Annotated in this window: 13 protein-coding genes and 3 pseudogenes; 11 read left to right on the forward strand and 5 right to left on the reverse strand. The window is 61.0% G+C overall.

Annotated elements, in window-relative coordinates:
- Positions 1-4 precede the first annotated feature (4 nt).
- The 10 genes and pseudogenes from BM436_RS02095 (at position 5) to BM436_RS37670 (ending at position 10669) form a co-directional block, all read left to right on the forward strand.
- Positions 5-1657 (forward strand): PQQ-dependent dehydrogenase, methanol/ethanol family, encoded by a 1653-nt coding sequence (locus BM436_RS02095; RefSeq protein ID WP_093552938.1) that lies wholly within the window; start codon positions 5-7, stop codon positions 1655-1657.
- Positions 1658-1668: 11 nt separating this feature from the next.
- Positions 1669-2001, forward strand: a complete 333-nt coding sequence (locus BM436_RS02100) for a c-type cytochrome (RefSeq protein ID WP_218164798.1) — start codon at positions 1669-1671, stop codon at positions 1999-2001.
- Positions 2002-2065: 64 nt separating this feature from the next.
- Positions 2066-2228: pseudogene (locus BM436_RS38780) on the forward strand (aldehyde dehydrogenase family protein); the annotation flags it as partial.
- An 18-nt stretch (positions 2229-2246) separates the two neighbouring features.
- Positions 2247-2411 (forward strand): annotated as a pseudogene (locus BM436_RS37660) (aldehyde dehydrogenase family protein); the annotation flags it as partial.
- 302 nt (positions 2412-2713) lie between these two features.
- The gene (locus BM436_RS02115) at positions 2714-4999 is read left to right on the forward strand and encodes a two-component system response regulator (protein ID WP_093552944.1); all 2286 of its coding nucleotides are present in this window, start codon (positions 2714-2716) and stop codon (positions 4997-4999) included.
- A 103-nt stretch (positions 5000-5102) separates the two neighbouring features.
- Positions 5103-5741: a response regulator transcription factor gene (locus tag BM436_RS02120; protein ID WP_093552946.1), complete on the forward strand. Its 639-nt coding sequence runs from the start codon at positions 5103-5105 to the stop codon at positions 5739-5741.
- A gap of 30 nt (positions 5742-5771) precedes the next feature.
- Positions 5772-6959, forward strand: coding sequence for an ATP-binding response regulator (locus tag BM436_RS02125; protein ID WP_093552948.1), 1188 nt, complete (start codon positions 5772-5774; stop codon positions 6957-6959).
- Positions 6960-6977: 18 nt separating this feature from the next.
- Positions 6978-9581: a TonB-dependent receptor gene (locus BM436_RS02130; RefSeq protein ID WP_093552950.1), complete on the forward strand. Its 2604-nt coding sequence runs from the start codon at positions 6978-6980 to the stop codon at positions 9579-9581.
- A 216-nt stretch (positions 9582-9797) separates the two neighbouring features.
- The gene (locus BM436_RS37665; protein ID WP_229488774.1) at positions 9798-10163 is read left to right on the forward strand and encodes a HAMP domain-containing protein; all 366 of its coding nucleotides are present in this window, start codon (positions 9798-9800) and stop codon (positions 10161-10163) included.
- Positions 10160-10669 (forward strand): methyl-accepting chemotaxis protein, encoded by a 510-nt coding sequence (locus BM436_RS37670; RefSeq protein ID WP_229488781.1) that lies wholly within the window; start codon positions 10160-10162, stop codon positions 10667-10669. Before BM436_RS37665 ends, BM436_RS37670 begins: the two co-directional genes overlap by 4 nt.
- 10 nt (positions 10670-10679) lie before the next feature.
- On the opposite strand, the gene BM436_RS35910 is transcribed toward BM436_RS37670, so the two are convergent.
- From BM436_RS35910 to BM436_RS35925, 4 genes are all read right to left on the reverse strand, one after another.
- Positions 10680-10874, reverse strand: coding sequence for a hypothetical protein (locus tag BM436_RS35910; RefSeq protein WP_143132893.1), 195 nt, complete (start codon positions 10872-10874; stop codon positions 10680-10682).
- 549 nt (positions 10875-11423) lie between these two features.
- A complete protein-coding gene (locus BM436_RS35915; protein WP_143132895.1) occupies positions 11424-12056 on the reverse strand; it encodes a hypothetical protein in 633 nt (210 codons plus the stop codon).
- Complete coding sequence (locus tag BM436_RS35920; RefSeq protein ID WP_143132897.1) at positions 12053-13972, reverse strand: AAA family ATPase; 1920 nt, start codon at positions 13970-13972, stop codon at positions 12053-12055. Before BM436_RS35920 ends, BM436_RS35915 begins: the two co-directional genes overlap by 4 nt.
- Before the next feature lie 21 nt (positions 13973-13993).
- On the reverse strand, positions 13994-14521 hold the full coding sequence (locus BM436_RS35925) for a hypothetical protein (protein WP_143132899.1): 528 nt from the start codon (positions 14519-14521) through the stop codon (positions 13994-13996).
- Between the two features lie 919 nt (positions 14522-15440).
- On the opposite strand from BM436_RS35925, the pseudogene BM436_RS37675 reads away from it, so the two are divergent.
- Positions 15441-16548: pseudogene (locus BM436_RS37675) on the forward strand (IS1182 family transposase); the annotation flags it as partial.
- A gap of 4 nt (positions 16549-16552) precedes the next feature.
- Here BM436_RS37675 and BM436_RS02160 read toward each other — a convergent pair.
- On the reverse strand, positions 16553-16897 hold a 345-nt coding region (locus BM436_RS02160), incomplete at its 5' end, for an integrase core domain-containing protein (protein WP_143132901.1).

Genomic DNA, 16897 nt, shown 5'->3' on the forward strand with positions numbered 1-16897 from the left:
CGATATGAAGCAAATGATTTTCGCGGCGGCGATGTCGCTGCAATTCGCCGCCCCGTCCGCGCATGCGGCGAACGGCGACGTGGCGGTCTATGGCCTCGACCAGGGCCAACGCCGCCATAGCGCGCTCAAGCAGATCAACACCGGCAACGTGAAGCGCATGGTCCCGGTGTGGAACCTGAGCCTGGCCAGCAACCACGCGCAGTCGCAGCAACCGCTGGTGATCGACGGCGTCATGTACCTGCCGACGGCCGACGCCACGCTGGCGGTCGACGCGCTCAGCGGCCGCCAGCTCTGGAAGACCTCGCTCAACTACGCGCCGGACGTGTTCGGCGTGGTCTGCTGCGGCATACTCAATCGCGGCCTGGCGGCGCACGGCGGCAAGCTGTTCCGGGGCACGCTCGACGCGCAGCTCACGGCGCTCGACATGCGGTCCGGCAAAGAGCTGTGGCGCGCCAAGCTGCAGGACTACAAGGAGGGCTACGCGGCGACCGGCGCGCCGCTGGTCGCCAATGGCGTCCTCATCAGCGGCATTTCGGGCGGCGAATACGGCACCCGCGGTTTCATCGCCGGCTTCGATCCGGACACCGGCAAGGAATTGTGGCGCCGCCATACGACCGCCGCGCCGGGCGAACCCGGCGGCGACAGCTGGCCGGGCGAGACCCACAAGCGCGGCGGCGGCCCGACCTGGCTGACCGGCACCTACGATCCGGAACTGGACCTGGTGTACTGGGGCGTCGGCAATGGCGGCCCGTGGAACGCCGCCTACCGCAAGGGCGACAACCTGTATATCGGCTCGGTGATCGCGGTGCGGCCGAAGACCGGCGAGGTGGTCTGGCATTACCAGTTCTCCCCGAACGATCCCTTCGACTACGACGGCACCAACGAACTCGTGATCGCCGACCTGCCGATGGACGGGACCAGGCGCAAGGTCGTCATGCAGGCCAACCGCAACGGCTACTTCTATGTGCTGGACCGCGCCACCGGCGAGCTGCTGCGGGCCAATCCCTTCATCGACAAGATCACCTGGGCCAAGGGCATCGACATGAAGACCGGCCGTCCGATCGATACCGACGACACGAAAAAGATCCGCGCGTCGCTGACCATGGAGCAGGCCATCGATGTCTGGCCGTCCGCGCTCGGCGGCAAGAACTGGTCGCCGATGTCGTACGACCCGTCGAGCCACCTGGTCTATGCCAACACGCTCAACATCGGCTTCCCGTACAAGACCGTGGACCCCGAATACAACAAGGGCGCCTTCTACCTCGGCATGGAATTCACGTCGCTGTCGTGGCCGGAGAACGGCAACCGCGGCTACCTGAAGGCGATCGACCCGGTCAGCGGCAAGACGCGCTGGCAGGTGCCCTCGGCGATACCCAATTTCGCCGGGGTGTTGACCACCGCCAGCGGCCTGCTGTTCACCGGCGCGATGACCGGCGAGTTCCTGGCCTATGACAGCAAGAGCGGCAGGAAGCTGTGGCAGTTCCAGACCGGCTCGGGCATCGTCGGCATGCCGATCACCTGGGAGCGCAACGGCCGCCAGTACGTGACCGTCACCAGCGGCGTCGGCGGCGTCTACACGCTGTTCAGCGGCGACGAGCGGCTCAAGAACATCCCCACCGGCGGCTCGGTGTGGACTTTCGCCCTGATGGACCAATGACGGGAATGCACATGCCCCAATCCCACTTCGCCCGTCTCGCGCGCGTTGTCGCCGTCGCCGTGCTGGCGTCGCTCTCGGCGGCCGCCGGCGCGGCGCCGCCGGCGGGCGACCAGATCCGCGGCGCGCGCGTCTACCGCCAGTTTTGCCAGCACTGCCACGGCCCCAACCTGGTCAATCCCGGCACCGTGTCCTTCGACCTGCGGCGCCTGCGGGCGGAGGATTACCCCCGCTTCAGCGAGTCGGTCATGAACGGCAAGGGCAACATGCCGCCGTGGAAGGCGACGCTGAAGGAAGGGGACCTGGACGCGCTCTGGGCCTACATCACGACCGCCCGCGGCGGTTGAATATCGCACCAATAACTTTGGAGACAGCTATGGATATGCCAGGTTTTCGCTCGATGGTCACATCTACATGGCCGGCTGGGCCACCAAGATCGAGGGCTCGACGGTGGACGTGTCGGTGCCGTACGCGATGCGGGGCGAGTTCTTCGCCTATACCCGCCGCGAAGCCGTCGGCGTGGTCGCGGCCATCGTGCCGTGGAACTTCCCCTTGCTGGTCGCGGCGTGGAAGCTCGTCCAGGATGCAGCGCTTGATACCGAGGATCAAGGCCGGCACCGTCTGGGTGAACTGCCACAGCATGCTCGATTCGTCGGTGCCCTTCGGCGGCTTCAAGCAGTCGGGCCTCGGCCGGGAAATGGGCCGGGCGTCGCTGGACGGCTATCTGGAATCGAAATCGGTGTTCAAGGCCGTCTAGGGCGACGACGAGTCGTTGGAGCTGGCGGTGGACGGCGGGCGCGGTGTAGGGATTTCCCTATGTCAGGATCGGGATGCGCTGATTCCTGAAACTTTTGCATCATGATAACTTTCATCCGCTGGCGATCGCGCCGATGGGCGATGTCACGCAGCAAACTCCGCGCCGGTTGAGCAGTCCGCGGCCGGATTTTTGACCGATAGACCAGGGAATATCATGGACGCCGTTCGAGGGGAAACCGGCCACCGCCATACGCGCTGCCGCGACCGACCGCATGCTGGCCTTGCGCAACCTTGCACAGTGCGATGAGCAATGCCGTCCATCCCGAGGCGGCGGACCGTCCCCGCCACACCATCCTGATCGCCGACGACCGCCCGAGCAACCTCGGCTTCGTGGTCGACCACCTGGAGTCGCTCGGCTACCGCGTGATCGTCGCGCAGGGCGGCGCCGAGGCGCTGCGCCGGATCGGATTCGCCCGGCCCGACCTGATCCTGCTCGACGCCATGATGCCGGACATGGACGGTTTCGAAGTGTGCCGGCAACTGAAGGCGCGCGGCGGCATGGACGACATCCCGGTGATCTTCATGACCGCGCTCAAGCAGACCGAGACCAAGCTGTCGGCGTTCGCGCTGGGGGCGGTCGACTATGTCACCAAGCCGCTGCAGGTGGACGAGGTGGCGGCCAGGGTCGGCACCCATCTGCAGCTGCGCGACGCGCGGCTGCGCCTCGAGGGGCAGACACGGCAGTTGCGGCGGGTGCGCCAGGAACTGCTCGGCGAGGCGGAACTGCGGACCGCCGAGCTGAAGGAGAGCAATCGCCGCCTGCAGTTCGAGCTGGCCGAACGCTACGCGGCCGAGCTGGCGCTGGACGCCAGCGCCCTGGGCTACCAGGAAATCTTCAACCACGTGTCGGACGCGCTGTACCTGATCGAGGCGGGCGAGGACGGCCAGTTCCATTGCGTCCAGGTCAACCCCGCCTTCGTCCGCCTGGTGGGCCTGCCGCACAGCGTCATCCTGGGCCAGCCCGTTTCCCGGCTGTTCGACGCCGCCGCCGGCGCGCGCCTGCACGCGGCTTGCCAGCGCTGCAGCGCCAGCGGCGAGGCGGTCGAGGAGGAGCTGGCGCTGGAACTGCCGGCCGGCCGCGGCATCCTGCAACTGACCATGGTGCGTTCCCGCGTGCCTAGCCGCGGCGGCGGCCGTCTGGTCGGCATCGGCCGCGACGTCACCCGCTTGCGCGACTACCAGTCGCAACTGGCCTTCCTGGCCCAGCGCGACCCGCTGACCGGTTTGCCGAACCGGCACAGCTTCCGCGACAGCCTGTCCCAGGCGCTGGCGCGCACCGCCGCCGGCGCCGGCGGCGTCGGCGTGCTGCTGCTCGGCCTCGACCACTTCCGCGACATCAACGACGGCCTGGGCCGCGCACGCGGCGACCGCGTGCTGGTGAGCTGCGCCGCGCTGCTGGAGCGGGCCATCGGCGGCACCGGCCTGCTGGCCCGCGTCGGCGGCGACCAGTTCGCCATACTGGTCGAATGGGCCGGCGGCGACGTCGGGCTCGGCCTGCTGGCGCGCCGCCTGCTGCGCCTGGTCGCCAAGCTGATCGACATCGACGGGTACGAGCTGGCGCTGGGCTGCAGCATCGGCGTCTGCAAGGCGCCGCAGGACGGCGACGACGCCGAGACGCTGTTGTGCAACGTGGAGACCGCGATGTACCGCGCCAAGGCCGAGGGGCGCAACCGCTGCCAGTACTTCACGGCCGAGATGAGCAGCAGCACCCGCCGCCGGGTCGAGATCGGCAATGCCTTGCGCTACGCCATCCGCAACGCGGAGCTGTCGCTGCACTACCAGCCGCGGGCCAGCCTGGACGGGGGCGGCATGGCCGGCATGGAGGCGCTGCTGCGCTGGGACGCCCGGCTGCTGGGGCGGATCGCGCCGTCCGAGTTCATTCCGCTGGCCGAGCAGAACGGCCTGATACTGCGCATCGGCCAATGGGTGCTGAACCAGGCGTGCCGCCAGGCGCAGGCGTGGCGGCAGCGGCTCGGCGTCGCGCTGCCGATCGCGGTCAACCTGTCGGCGCGCCAATTCCACGACGCCGACCTGGTGCGCGCCGTCGAGGCCGCGCTGCAGGCCAGCGGCCTGCCGCCGCGGCTGCTGGAACTGGAGCTGACCGAGAGCATGCTGATGCACGACGCCAAGCGCACCGCGCGCACGCTGGCCGCGCTCAAGGCCATCGGCGTGCGGCTGGCGGTCGACGACTTCGGCACCGGCTATTCCTCGCTGAGCTACCTGAAAAGCTTTCCGCTCGATTATCTGAAGATAGACCGCTCCTTCGTCAGCGGCCTGCCGGAAGACCGCAACGACGGCGCCATCGTGCGCGCCATCATCGCCATGGCGCACACGCTGGGCCTGAAGGTGATCGCGGAGGGCGTCGAGACGGCCGGCCAGCTGGACTTCCTGCGGGCCCAGCGCTGCGACGAGGTGCAGGGCTATTTCTTCAGCCGTCCACTGCCGGCGCCGGAAATGGAGGCCTGGCTGTCCCGGCCCGAGGCCGAGCGTTCGGGAATGATCCCGCCGACGCCGGCCGGGGGGGAATGACGGCGTCTGTTGTAGCAATGGAACAGGGAAGGGGGCCGGTCCTGTTGTCTGGTAGCATGATACCCACAGTTCATTGGATTTTTTCCGGAAAGCCGTTCCCTTCATGATTCGAATTTTGATCGCCGACGACCACGCCATCGTGCGCGGCGGCCTGCTGCAGTTGTTCGGCCTGGCCGGCGACGTGACGGTGGTGGCCCAAGCCACCAATGGCGGACAGGTGATGGAGAGCCTGCGCGCCACGCCCTGCGACCTGGTGCTGCTCGACCTGTCCATGCCCGGCGCCAGCGGCGTCGAGCTGATCGCCCGCATCCGGGCCCACGCCCCCGCGCTACCCATCCTGGTGCTGAGCATGCACAACGAGGCGCTGGTGGTGCGCCGCGCGCTGAAGGCCGGCGCCAACGGCTACATGAGCAAGGACGGCGACCCCGAAACGCTGCTGCTGGCGGTGCGCAAGGTGGCCGCGGGCGGCCGCTACCTCGATCCCGGCGTGGCCGAACTGCTGGTGTTCGACGGCGACGCCGGGCGCGGCGCGCCGGCCCACGAGCAGTTGTCGAACCGCGAATTGAGCATTTTCCGGCTGTTTGTCGGCGGCAAGACGGTGAACCAGATCGCCGACGAGCTGGCGATCAGCAACAAGACCGTCAGCACCCACAAGGCGCGGCTGATGCAGAAGATGGGATTCCAGAGCAACGCGGACATGCTGCGCTATGGCATCGACCATGGGATGGGCCGGGGCTTGTAGCGCGCCCTGACCGGCAAGCTGGAGGGAACCATGACCATGTCGCCCGACCTGCGCGGCCGCACCATCCTGATCGTCGACGACGCGCCGGCCAACCTGGCGCTGGCGGTGTCCATGCTGGAGCGGCACGGCCTGCGGCTGGCGGTGGCGCAGAGCGGCGACGAGGCGCTGCGCCGGGTGGCCTTCGCGCCGCCCGACCTGATCCTGCTGGACGTGATGTTGCCCGGCATCGACGGCTTCGAGGTGTGCCGCCGCCTGAAGGACGGCGGCGGGCCGGCCGCCGCCGTGCCGGTGATCTTCATGACCGCGCTCGGCGGCACGGCCGACAAGGTGGCCGGCTTCCGCGCCGGCGCGGTCGACTACGTGACCAAGCCGCTGCAGGCCGAGGAGGTGCTGGCGCGGGTGACCACCCACTTGCGCCTGGCCGCGATGCAGGCCAGGCTGGCCAGCCAGAACGCGCTGCTGCTGGCCGAGAACCGGGAACGGCGCGAGGCCGAACGGGCGCTGCGGCAATACCGCGACGACCTGGAGCGGCAGGTGGCGGCGCGCACCGCCGAGCTGCGCGAACTGGGCGCGCACCGGGAAGGCGCGCGCGAGGAAGAGCGGCGGCGCATCGCCCGCGAACTGCACGACGAGCTGGGACAGGCGCTGACCGCGCTGCGCATGCAGGCGGCGCTGCTGCGGGTGCGCTTCGGCGCCGAGGTGCCCGGCTTGAACGAACAGGTGCGCAACATGACGGAGCTGGTCGACCGCGCCATCGGCGTGGTGCGCAACGTGGCCACCACGCTGCGGCCGACGGTGCTGGACTTGGGCATCGGTTCGGCGCTGGAATGGCTGGTGGACGAGTTCCAGAAGCACAGCGGCATCGACTGCCGCCTGACCCTGGCGCTCGAGGAGGAGGAACTGAACGAGGAGCAAGCCATCGCGGTGTTCCGCATCGTGCAGGAATCGCTGACCAATATCGCGCGCCACGCCGGCGCCAGCGAGGCTGTCGTCACGCTGCGCTGCGCGGCGCGCCAGTGCGCGGTGCAGGTGGACGACGACGGCCGCGGCTTCGACCCGGCGCGGGTGCCGCCGCATTCCTTCGGCCTGCTGGGCATGCGCGAGCGGGTGCTGAGCCTGGATGGACAAGTCACGGTGGACAGCCGGCCTGGCGGCCGCACGCGCATCGCCGCGACGCTGCCGCTGCCGCCCAAACCCAGCCTGTTTGAAATCGACTGACCATGGAACCGACCCACAATGAAATCACCTGACAAATCACTTGGCAAATCAGCTGGCAAATCAGCTGACAACAAGCGGCGCCACCTCGGATGGCTGGCGCTGGCGTGCGCCGCCGCCGCCGCGCAGGAAAGCCCGCCGGTGGTGGTGGTCGAAGGCAAGCGCGCCGGCCTGGCGGCGGCGCAGTGGATCAAACGCGACCGGCTCGCCATCGTGGACTCGGTGGCGGCCGACACCATCCAGGCCTTGCCCGACTTCAGCGTGACCGACGCCCTGCAGCGGGTGACCGGGGTGCAGATCGCGCGCGACCGGGGCGAGGGCGGCACTGTCGCGATCCGCGGCCTGACGCAGATGGAAACCACGCTCAACGGCCGCGAGGTGTTCACCGCCGGTGCCGGCCGCAACCTCGACTTCGCCGACGTGCCGGCCGAGATGGTGGCCGGCATCGACGTCTACAAGAGCGGCACGGCCGAGCAGATCGAAGGCGGCCTGGGCGGCGCCATCGACCTGCGCACCCGGCGCCCCTTCGATTTCGCCGGGCCCCGGCTGGCCGGCACCGCGCGCCTGGTGCGTGGCGGCTTGGCGGGGCACGCGCAGCCGCAGTGGTCGCTGCTGGCCAGCGACCGTTGGCGCGGCGCGGACGGCGCCGAGTTCGGCGCGCTGCTGAACCTGGCGCACCAGCGGCGCGCCTGGCGCGAGGACCAGAACAGCTTCGGCGCGCCGGTGCTGCGCGGCGACCTGGTGCCGGGCCGGCGGGTGGCGGTCGCCAGCGGCACCACCGAGTCGGCCAGCGCCGGCCGGCGCGAGCGCGACGCAGCCTCCGCCATGTTGCAGTGGCGCCCTACGCCCGGCGTGGAACTGTACGCCGAGGGCCGCTACGAGCGCTTCCTCACGCGCCAGGACTCCTACCAGATCACCCTCGACAGCGCGCCGGCCTTCGTGCCCGGCAGCGTGACGCTGTTTCCCGGCACCGCCGACGTCAGCGGCATCAGTTGGACGGGCGCGCCGGCCAGCATCCTCAGTTTCGCGCGCGACACGGTGGACCGCAATCATGGGCTGGCGCTGGGCGGCGCCTGGCAAAGCGGCGCGCTGCGGCTGAAGGCCGACCTGAGCCACAGCGGCGGCCACAACGCCCTGTACTTCGCCGGCCCCACGCTGACCGGCAAGGCGGCCACGCTGCGCACCGACCTGTCCGGCCCGCAACCGGCCGTCACGCTGCCGGGCAATGAGTTGCTCGATGCGGACCAGCTTCGGGTGGCCAGCATCGCGTATCGCTACCGTCCCTACGACGGCAAGCTGAACGCGCTGCGGCTCGACGCCAGCTACCGCCTGGACGGCTGGATCGAGAGCTTGTCGGCCGGGGTGCGCACGGGCCGCCGCGCGGCCGGCAACGCGCCCGGCACGGTGTTCGGCGATGCGCCGGTGCCGGGCGGGCCGCCGCTGTCCTCGCTGCCGGGGCTGGCGGCCGCGTATCCGTTCGCGCGCTACTTCCCGGATGGCGGGCAGGGCGTCAGCAACTACCTGGTCGGCGACCTGGGGCTGGCGCGCGACGCGGCCGCCCTGCGCGCCCTGGTGGGCTTGACCGCGCCGCTGCCGGTGGCCGGCGGCGCGCTGGGCGTGTGGCGCATACGCGAGCGGACCGACGCCGCCTATGTGCAAGCGCGCTTCAACGGCGGCGCGCTGCCGCTGGACGGCGACGCCGGCCTGCGCCTGGTGCGCACGCGCGAAGCGGTGGACGGCAGCCAGTCGCTGCCGTCGAGCGGCGCCATCGTCCCGATCGCCATCGACCACGCCTACCACGACTACCTGCCCAGCCTGAACCTGCGCTATCGGCTGGCGCCGGAGCTGTACCTGCGCGGCGCCGCTTCGAAGTCCGTGACCCGGCCCGATTTCAACCAGCTGTCGCCGTCGCTGACGCTGGTGCCCAACAGCATCACGCCGAGCGCCAACAGCGGCAGTGCCGGCAACCCCGCGCTGCAGCCGATCCGCGCCGACAATCTGGACCTCGCGCTGGAACGCTATCTCGGCCCGGCCGCCTCGGCCACGCTGACCGTGTTCCACAAGCGGGTGGCCGGCTTCATCGGCAACGCCAGCCGGCCGGAGACGCATGACGGCGCGCTTTACCAGGTCAGCCGGCCGTACAACAGCGCGCGCGCCCTCATCAAGGGGGCGGAACTGGGCTACCAGCAACAGTACGATTTTCTGCCGGGCTGGCTGGGCGGGCTGGGTCTGCAGGCCAACTACACCTTCGTCGACAGCGCCACGCCCAGCAGCCTGCTGGGGGCCGACGTGCCGCTGACCAATTTGTCCCGCCATAGCGCCAACCTGGTCGGCATTTACGAACGCGGCCCGTGCTCGGCCAGGCTGGCCTACAACTGGCGCGGCCGCTTCCTGAGCGGCATCACCAGCGTCGTCGGCCTGGGCGCGCTGCCGGTGTACACCGACGGCTATGGCTGGCTGGACGCTTCCTTCGGCTACAAGGTCCATCCCGGCTTGACGGTGTCGGTCGAGGGCGGCAATTTGTTGCGCACCGTGCGCCGCGCCAACTTCGGCGGCGCCACCCGGCCGCAGAGCTTGTGGACCAACGACCGCCAGCTGAGCGTGACGGCGCTGTTCCGCTACTAATGCCCCGCGCCGGGGCCCGCCGTCGGAAGATGATGCAGGAGCCGCTGGCCAAGGAGCGCATGACGGAGGAGTGGTATCACCTCACCTTTGTCGGCCTCAAGCGCTCGCTGGCCATCGTCAAGAGCGGCGACCCGGGCCTGGCCGATTTCTTCGCCGCCGACGCCACGGCCAGCACCGGCCCTGTCCGACGCCTACACGCAAGCCCAGCTGGAATTTTTGAACCATCAAAAACAAACGGTGAACGCCTTGAGCGACGAGGCGGACCAGGTGGTCGCCAGCAGCAAGGCGCTGATGGTGTCGCTGATCGTCTCGTTTGTGCTGCTGGGCGGAGTGTTCGCGCGTTATCTGACGCTCGGCATCACCGTCCCCGTCGCGTATGCGCTGACGGTGGCGCGGCGCGTGGCCGATGGCGACCTGACGTCGGCGATCGAGGTCCGCTCGCGCGACGAGACGGGACGGCTGCTGCAGGCGCTGAAGGACATGAACGGCGGCCTGTGCAAGATCGTCAGCGAGGTGCGCACCGGCACCGACACCGTGGTCACCGCGTCGATGCAGATCGCCAGCGGCAGGCAGGAGCTTTGAACGCGGCGGTGGAGGCGGCCCGCGCCGGCGAGCAGGGGCGCGGCTTCGCCGTCGTGGCCGGCGAGGAGCGCCATCTGGCGCAGCGCTCGGCCAGCGCCGCCAGGGAAATCAAGGCCTTCACCGGCGACGCGGTGGACAGGGGCGAGGCCGGCGCGCTGCTGGTCGACCAGGCCGGCGCGACGATGAGCAACATCGTCGCGAGCGTCCAGCACGTCAGCGGCATAATCGGCGAAATCGCCGCCGGCGGCGAGGCGCAGGCGGCGGGCCTGGCGCGGATCAACCGCGCCGTCAAGGAGATGGACGCGGTCACGCAGCAAAACGCGGCGCTGGTGGAGGAAGACGCCGCCGTCGCGCAGAGCATGCAGGAGCAGGCCGACAATTTGTCGCGGGTGATCAGGGTCTTCAAGCTGGCGGGCGGCGGCGCCGTTGTCAGGCCGGCGACGCCGGCCAAGCCGGGGGCGGCATTGCCGGCCGCGGCCCGGCAAGAGGAATGCGAAGCGCTCTGACGATCGCCGATCATTCCGTCAACCGGGTTGATGAATTCCTGTCTTGGAACTGCGGCTTACCGTACACGCCCCCGTCTTGCTGGGCTTCGGCGTAAGCGACCTGCTCGTTCAGTTTGGTGATCAGCATGCCACGGCGACGTGCGATTGGCGATACAGGGGCAGGGCATTTTGCGGTAACGATTTTCAAGCTGTTCAGCAGGGACATATTTGCCATCCTTAGTAGTTGTTCACGGAAAGGATGGTGCAGAAATATTATAAAAAATAACTATAGATTAATAGAAAAGAGCCACTTCAGTGGCTATAAGTAAATCGGCTCGTTTAGAGCGATCCGGCGAATCAATATATTGTGAAATCTTCGTGGGTACCAATCTTGGAAAATTCGATATAAGGGCCCTTTTTCCAATAGTGTAGGTGATATTCATAATCCACATCGTGGCGCCAAGCTTTCCATTCCCCTCGACAAACTTGAGGTGCGTTGCCGGCCTTACTTGTGCGGAGGGGATGAGCTTGGTCCAGATTTCTACCCAATACTAAATCAATACAGGCTTCAACAAGCCTACCAACCTTGGACAGATCGTGCATAAACCCGTGTGCTCTTGCCGTGTTTAAAAATCTCTGGCCAAAACAAAACTTAGATTGAATAGAAGATATACACGTAAGTGGCTCATATTCGAGTCTTGCTACACCAGCACAGCAGCAGTCCATGGCGGCATGGTCTCGTTCCAATATCCACCACGCTATTAAATCAGACTCTTTAAGAAAAAGTAGGAGTATCTAGGAAATTCTCTAGTTTCGCGTATACAAGAGGCGAATGTTCGAAATTTTCAACCTCATCCGTCCTGTATTGAACTGCATCAACTTTGTAATTTAACTCCAAATTCGTAATTCTTTCCTTTGAGACTTTGGATGCTAGGAAAGTGTTGGCATTAAATTTTTTTCCGTCGCCCAATGTTTGTAATGCAAAGTAAAATTGCCGACAAACATGCTCTGTGAATTTTTCGTTCCTATTCTCGATAACATCCTGTTTTATAGTGCATTCAGAAAGAAGAACATCTTCGATCTCGCCTTCATCATCTAAGAAAAGGCTGTTGCCCAATATTGACATCAGTATGGTATTGATATCGGAAAGCTGGAATTCCACGCCATCGTAAAGTACGGAAAATGCTGACTTTAATGAATGATGAAAAGGATAACAATCTTCCCCTCCTAGAACATTTGAAAGTTCCCTATCAATCCAAAAACTCACTGATTTAAAATTTGTCTTTACATTTGAAATGTCGACAAGTCTCTGTAAGTATTCTTTAAAAGTATTTTGAAAATCTTCTTGGCTATAGTTTGCAGGATTTGGGCAGGCCAATAGTGGAGCGTCGACGATCATGTTGCTCATTGTTGTTCACCAGGTCGTTGGAGCTTCTTTTTTGATTTCGCTCTATCAAGCTGTGCTTGAATAATGGATGCTGAGTTTTTTTCAGTTTCGTCAAAGAACCCTTCCGGCCAATTCTTAATTACTCCAGTTTCCGATATTGTAACCGGGGTATAAATAGATTGATTTTTCGGTTTGTTTACGAAATATATCTTTATTTGCTTTGATAGCTCAACATTTTCAGCCATCGCAGATAAGTAGCGCAACCTCGAAATAAGATATTCGCTATGAGTTTCAACAATGCATTGCTTCCCAGAAAAAACTAACGACATGAAGAAGTCAGCTAAGCGTGTTTGTACTTTTGGATGTAAGTGCAACTCTGGTTGCTCAAAGATCAAAGTAGAGCCACTGTCAGCTAGCAGGGATAGAACAACAATAGGTAATGCCTGACTGACACCCACACCAACATGAGTTAAATCATGAAGCTTTTCACTATGACTTGACTGGGTTTTAATTGTCATTTCATGGCCAAACTTTCCCTTGTCTTCCGTTTCAACTTTACTTGCGATGCCTAAATAATCGAGCCAATCGCTAACCGCAGTGTAAAGGGTCGTGCTGCCAGTACGTATTTTGTCCTGCGTGGAAAATGGGAAGCCAGAGCTAGGCACGTAGTTTACATAGGTATTTTTATTATTATCTAAGACGGCCGCAGTGAATTCCCCGCGATAACCAACGTCCGTTGGGTCGTTATATCCAAGTAAAGGGTAAATTGATTTCGGTTCATCTCGGAGAGGGCCAAGATATTTGACATTTTCAACAAAAAAATTTGTCAAATAGTCTGTTGCGTAACTAATCGGACTTGCAAGAGCAAACATGGAAATTTCATTCCTAGGCTTCCGCTCGGAGCGAAGTAAACGCTTAATATCCTCTTCCTTCTCTCCCAGTAATGATGGTAGTTTTTTTCGTCCTTCCAGAGTCAAATGGGCATGGACTAAATTCATACTTCTTTGATGGAAGTTTAATTTTAATTCTTGAATTGCTCGATTCAATCTGGAAATTGATAGTTCTGAGCTCCCAACCGGCAAGGCATTAATACACGCCTCAGTGAAATATTTTTCAACATCAGAGATGGTAAGAGGATTGAAATCGGATTTGCTGATTTGACTGATGTGATCGTAGCGCGATGTACCAAATGCTAAAAAATCATATGCAAAAGCGACTTCTACCTCTAGAGCGTCGTAAGAAAGAGCTATATTAGTTGGTAAAAAATGTCGAAACGATATACCTGCTGGTTTAGTAAGATCATTGAATCCAACCACGTTACTACGGTACGCCTGTTTCACTTTCGATGTGATTTGGTAAGAAAGTACATCAGGTGTTGGGATACGTGCATCAATTGCACTTACATCAATCTTTTGCAACAAAGAGGCGGGCGTTCCATCAATACGCTTGTACTCTAAGTTCGAAACGATGTCGTTTGCGCTGGAGCTATATCCTATACCTCCGCTTTCCAATCTGGGTTGCAATTGAAGGCTTCTGTCCTCCGTCAGATCCCCTCCAGCAGAGAACTTGTAGGAACAGTGGACTGAACCAAATACATCGTGATATTCTGCGGAATAATATCGAATCCTACTTGCTAAACTGGTCCATTCACTTTGATATTCAGATCTCTTTAATTCAAATGAAATTGAGATGGCATCGCTTTTTGCATCATTTGAATGGATATCGGAGAAGGCTCCTAATTTAACAATTTTCCCGTTCAAGACAACACTGCGTGTTGTGACATTATTCTGCAAAGTCTGAGCAGTCATCAGAATGCTCTGAATTAATGTGCTTTTCCCAGAGCTATTTTGACCTACAAAGAGGGTGAGTGGGGAAAATTCTAAGGCGGTTTCTTGTTGAATAGATTTGAAATTGGAAATTGTCCACTTGTTAATCATTCGATTTATCCATTTCTATCGTTAGCTGGTAAAACCAATCCAATTTGAGTTCTGGTCAAAGTGAAGAAAGCCTCCTTGGTTGTTGCGAATCAAGTACCCCACCCAGTTGTTATTTGTGTCGTATAGTGATAATGAGTTTTCTGGGGAAGGTGTTCCAAAAGCGATATATGCGCTATCTGGGTTGAAAATGGCAAATCCGCCATTTGATGTCCAAACACCAAATCCCCAACATAAGTTCTGTTGATTAAAAAAGAACGTCACGTTGGCATTTGGATTAACTTTTGGGTTAATTGAGGAATTTGCTACTGGATTAATCGCGTAATTCAACAATGGATTTATTTGAGAGTTGAATAAAGGATTAATGAATGAGTTGAGCTTTGGGTTTATTGATGAGTTTAATAAGGGGTTTAAGCTTGCGTTAAATGCGGGATTGATTTGCGCATTGTATATCGGGTTCAATTTCGTGTTGTGTCGCGGATTGATTTGTGTGTTGTACACAGGATTAATTTGCGTGTTGTAAATGGGATTTTTACTAATTGGAATTTGCATTTGTACTCCGTAAGCCATTGATCTGCGAGCAATCGTAGCTTCGCGACCAAGAAGCCAGTTGTCGATGAGGACAGTCGGGATGATATGTCAAGTGTAGCAGAGGAATCGGCTTGCGTCGCCCGTCTAGCTACCTGACTACGTCATATTTTCGTTATCTCTGCAACTTGCAGTGTGATCTCTTGATGAAAGTCGCCTTCTGCGCCACGAAAACGAGTTGCTGCTTCCTACGGCGTAGGAGCGGAGGCGACAGAAGGGACGCACATGCAAACATGAGATGCGCTAATAGTTGACTTTTATTATTATTAATTATCAACTGTATTATTAATGTGGTGAAGTATCGAAATTATTATATTTTTAGCTAATAATTTGAAAATAAAGGTGTTTTTGAAAACCTGAATTTCAGTTGACTTTTTAAACCAAAGGTTACATCTTTGGATGCGTTAAATCCTTTGGTTTTTTATATGGCACAGGCGAAAACACTCACCGAAAAAGAACTTAAGCGCATCCTTGCCTTCATTGCAATTAAACGGCATGCTGCGAGAAATCGAGCAATGCTTTTGATGACCGCTTCGCGGGGATGCGCGTAGGCGAAGTTCCTGCACTGCTGGTCAAAGACATGCTGTCGGAAGATGGCCGTGTTAGGCCGGAAATCTGATTGCTGCCGGAACAGAAAAAAGGAAGCAGGGCGCGGACGTATTTTAAAACGAGCGGTTGCAAAAGGAACTGGCGGTCTATCTTGCGACATTGAAGCGGGGGCAGACGGATATGCCGCTTTTCTATACGCAGAAGCGCTTGGCATTCAGCGCCAATACGTATGCCAGTATTTCCACTTCCTATACAGGGAAGCAGGGATCGACGGCGCTAGGAGTCTGCGCGGCAGAGGCTGGAACTGACGGGCTGCCCGGATTAAAATCAAGGGATGGCGACCAGTTACCTTCCCTATGATCCGCTGCATCAGTTTTTGCTGCCGCCCGCGCTGCAAGAATGGTTACCTGAAGGGCATCTCGCGTATTTCATCAACGATACCGTCAATGTGCTCGACCTGAGCGCATTCCATACGCGTTACGCGGGCGGTGGTCCTCGCAATCAGCCGTTTCATCCTTCGATGATGGTCAAGGTGTTGTTGTATGCATACGCGAGTGGCGTGTTCTCTTCCAGGAAGATCGCGCGCAAGTTGCACGAGGACGTCGCGTTCCGGGTGCTCGGCGCAGGTAACTTCCCCAAGCACAGGACGATCTGCGATTTTCGCGCGTTGCATTTGGATGAGCTGTCGGCCCTATTTGTCCAGGTTGTGAAGCTGGCGCGCGAGTACGGCCTGGTCAAGCTTGGGACGGTGGCGGTCGACGGCACCAAGGTCAAAGCGTCGGCATCGCGGCGCAAGGCCATGAGTTATCGACGCATGGTCGATACCGAAGCAGAGTTGAAGGAGCAGATTGCGCAGTTGATGGGAACGTGCCCGGCAGACCGATGTTGCCGAACGGGATGAATCAGAACTGGATCTGCCGGCCGAGATCGAACGGCGCGAAGAGCGGCTCAAAGTGATCCTGGCGGCGCGGGAACGGCTCGAAGCGCGTCAGCGCGAGGCCGACCTTGCCAAGGGACGCAGTGACGATGACGAGCGCATACCCCGAGACAAGGATGGCAAGCCGAAGAACAAGAACGGCAACCGCTACAAGCGCGCCTTCGGCGTGCCGGAGGACTCGGCGCAGGAGAACTTCACCGACCCGGACAGTCGCATCATGAAGCGCGCCGGCGGCGGCTTAGACCAGTGCTACAACGGCCAGACGGCCGTCGATGTACACGCCCAGATCATCGTCGCGGCCGAACTGACCAATTGCGGATCCGATGCCGGCAACCTCGGTCCGATGCTCGCTGCTGTCGAAGCCATGACCGACCAAGTGCCAAAGGTTATCCTGGCCGATGCAGGTTACCGGGCCGAGGCAATGTTTGCCCAGCTGGCAGCGCATCTGACTCACTTGTACGTGGCTCTTCGGCGTGAAGGTAAAGACTGCACCCAAGTCGACTCCAATGCTAATTGTCGAGTCCCGTTTGATCATAAACACGTTTAACGAATAATTCGGGCTTCTGCCGCTGCCATTCCTTGAGCGCTTGGATCGGTGTCCTGGTGCCGATGGCGCGTTGTGGAATATGGTGGTTGTAGAGCTTGAGGTAGTTCAGCAAAGTCGTCTCCAGATCGGCCCTGCTATCGAAACGAGTCTGCCGCAGCAGTTCGTTAATCCGGCCATTAAACCGCTCCACCATGCCATTGGTTTGTGGATGACGCGGCGGCGCCAGGCGGTGCTCGACAGCGATGGCCGCGCAGGCCTTGTCGAAGGCGTGCTGGCCGCTGGGCTTCTTGTCCTTGGCCGCGAAGCG

This window comes from Pseudoduganella namucuonensis (genome assembly GCF_900116645.1).
GTDB classification, from domain to species: Bacteria; Pseudomonadota; Gammaproteobacteria; order Burkholderiales; family Burkholderiaceae_D; genus Rugamonas; species Rugamonas namucuonensis.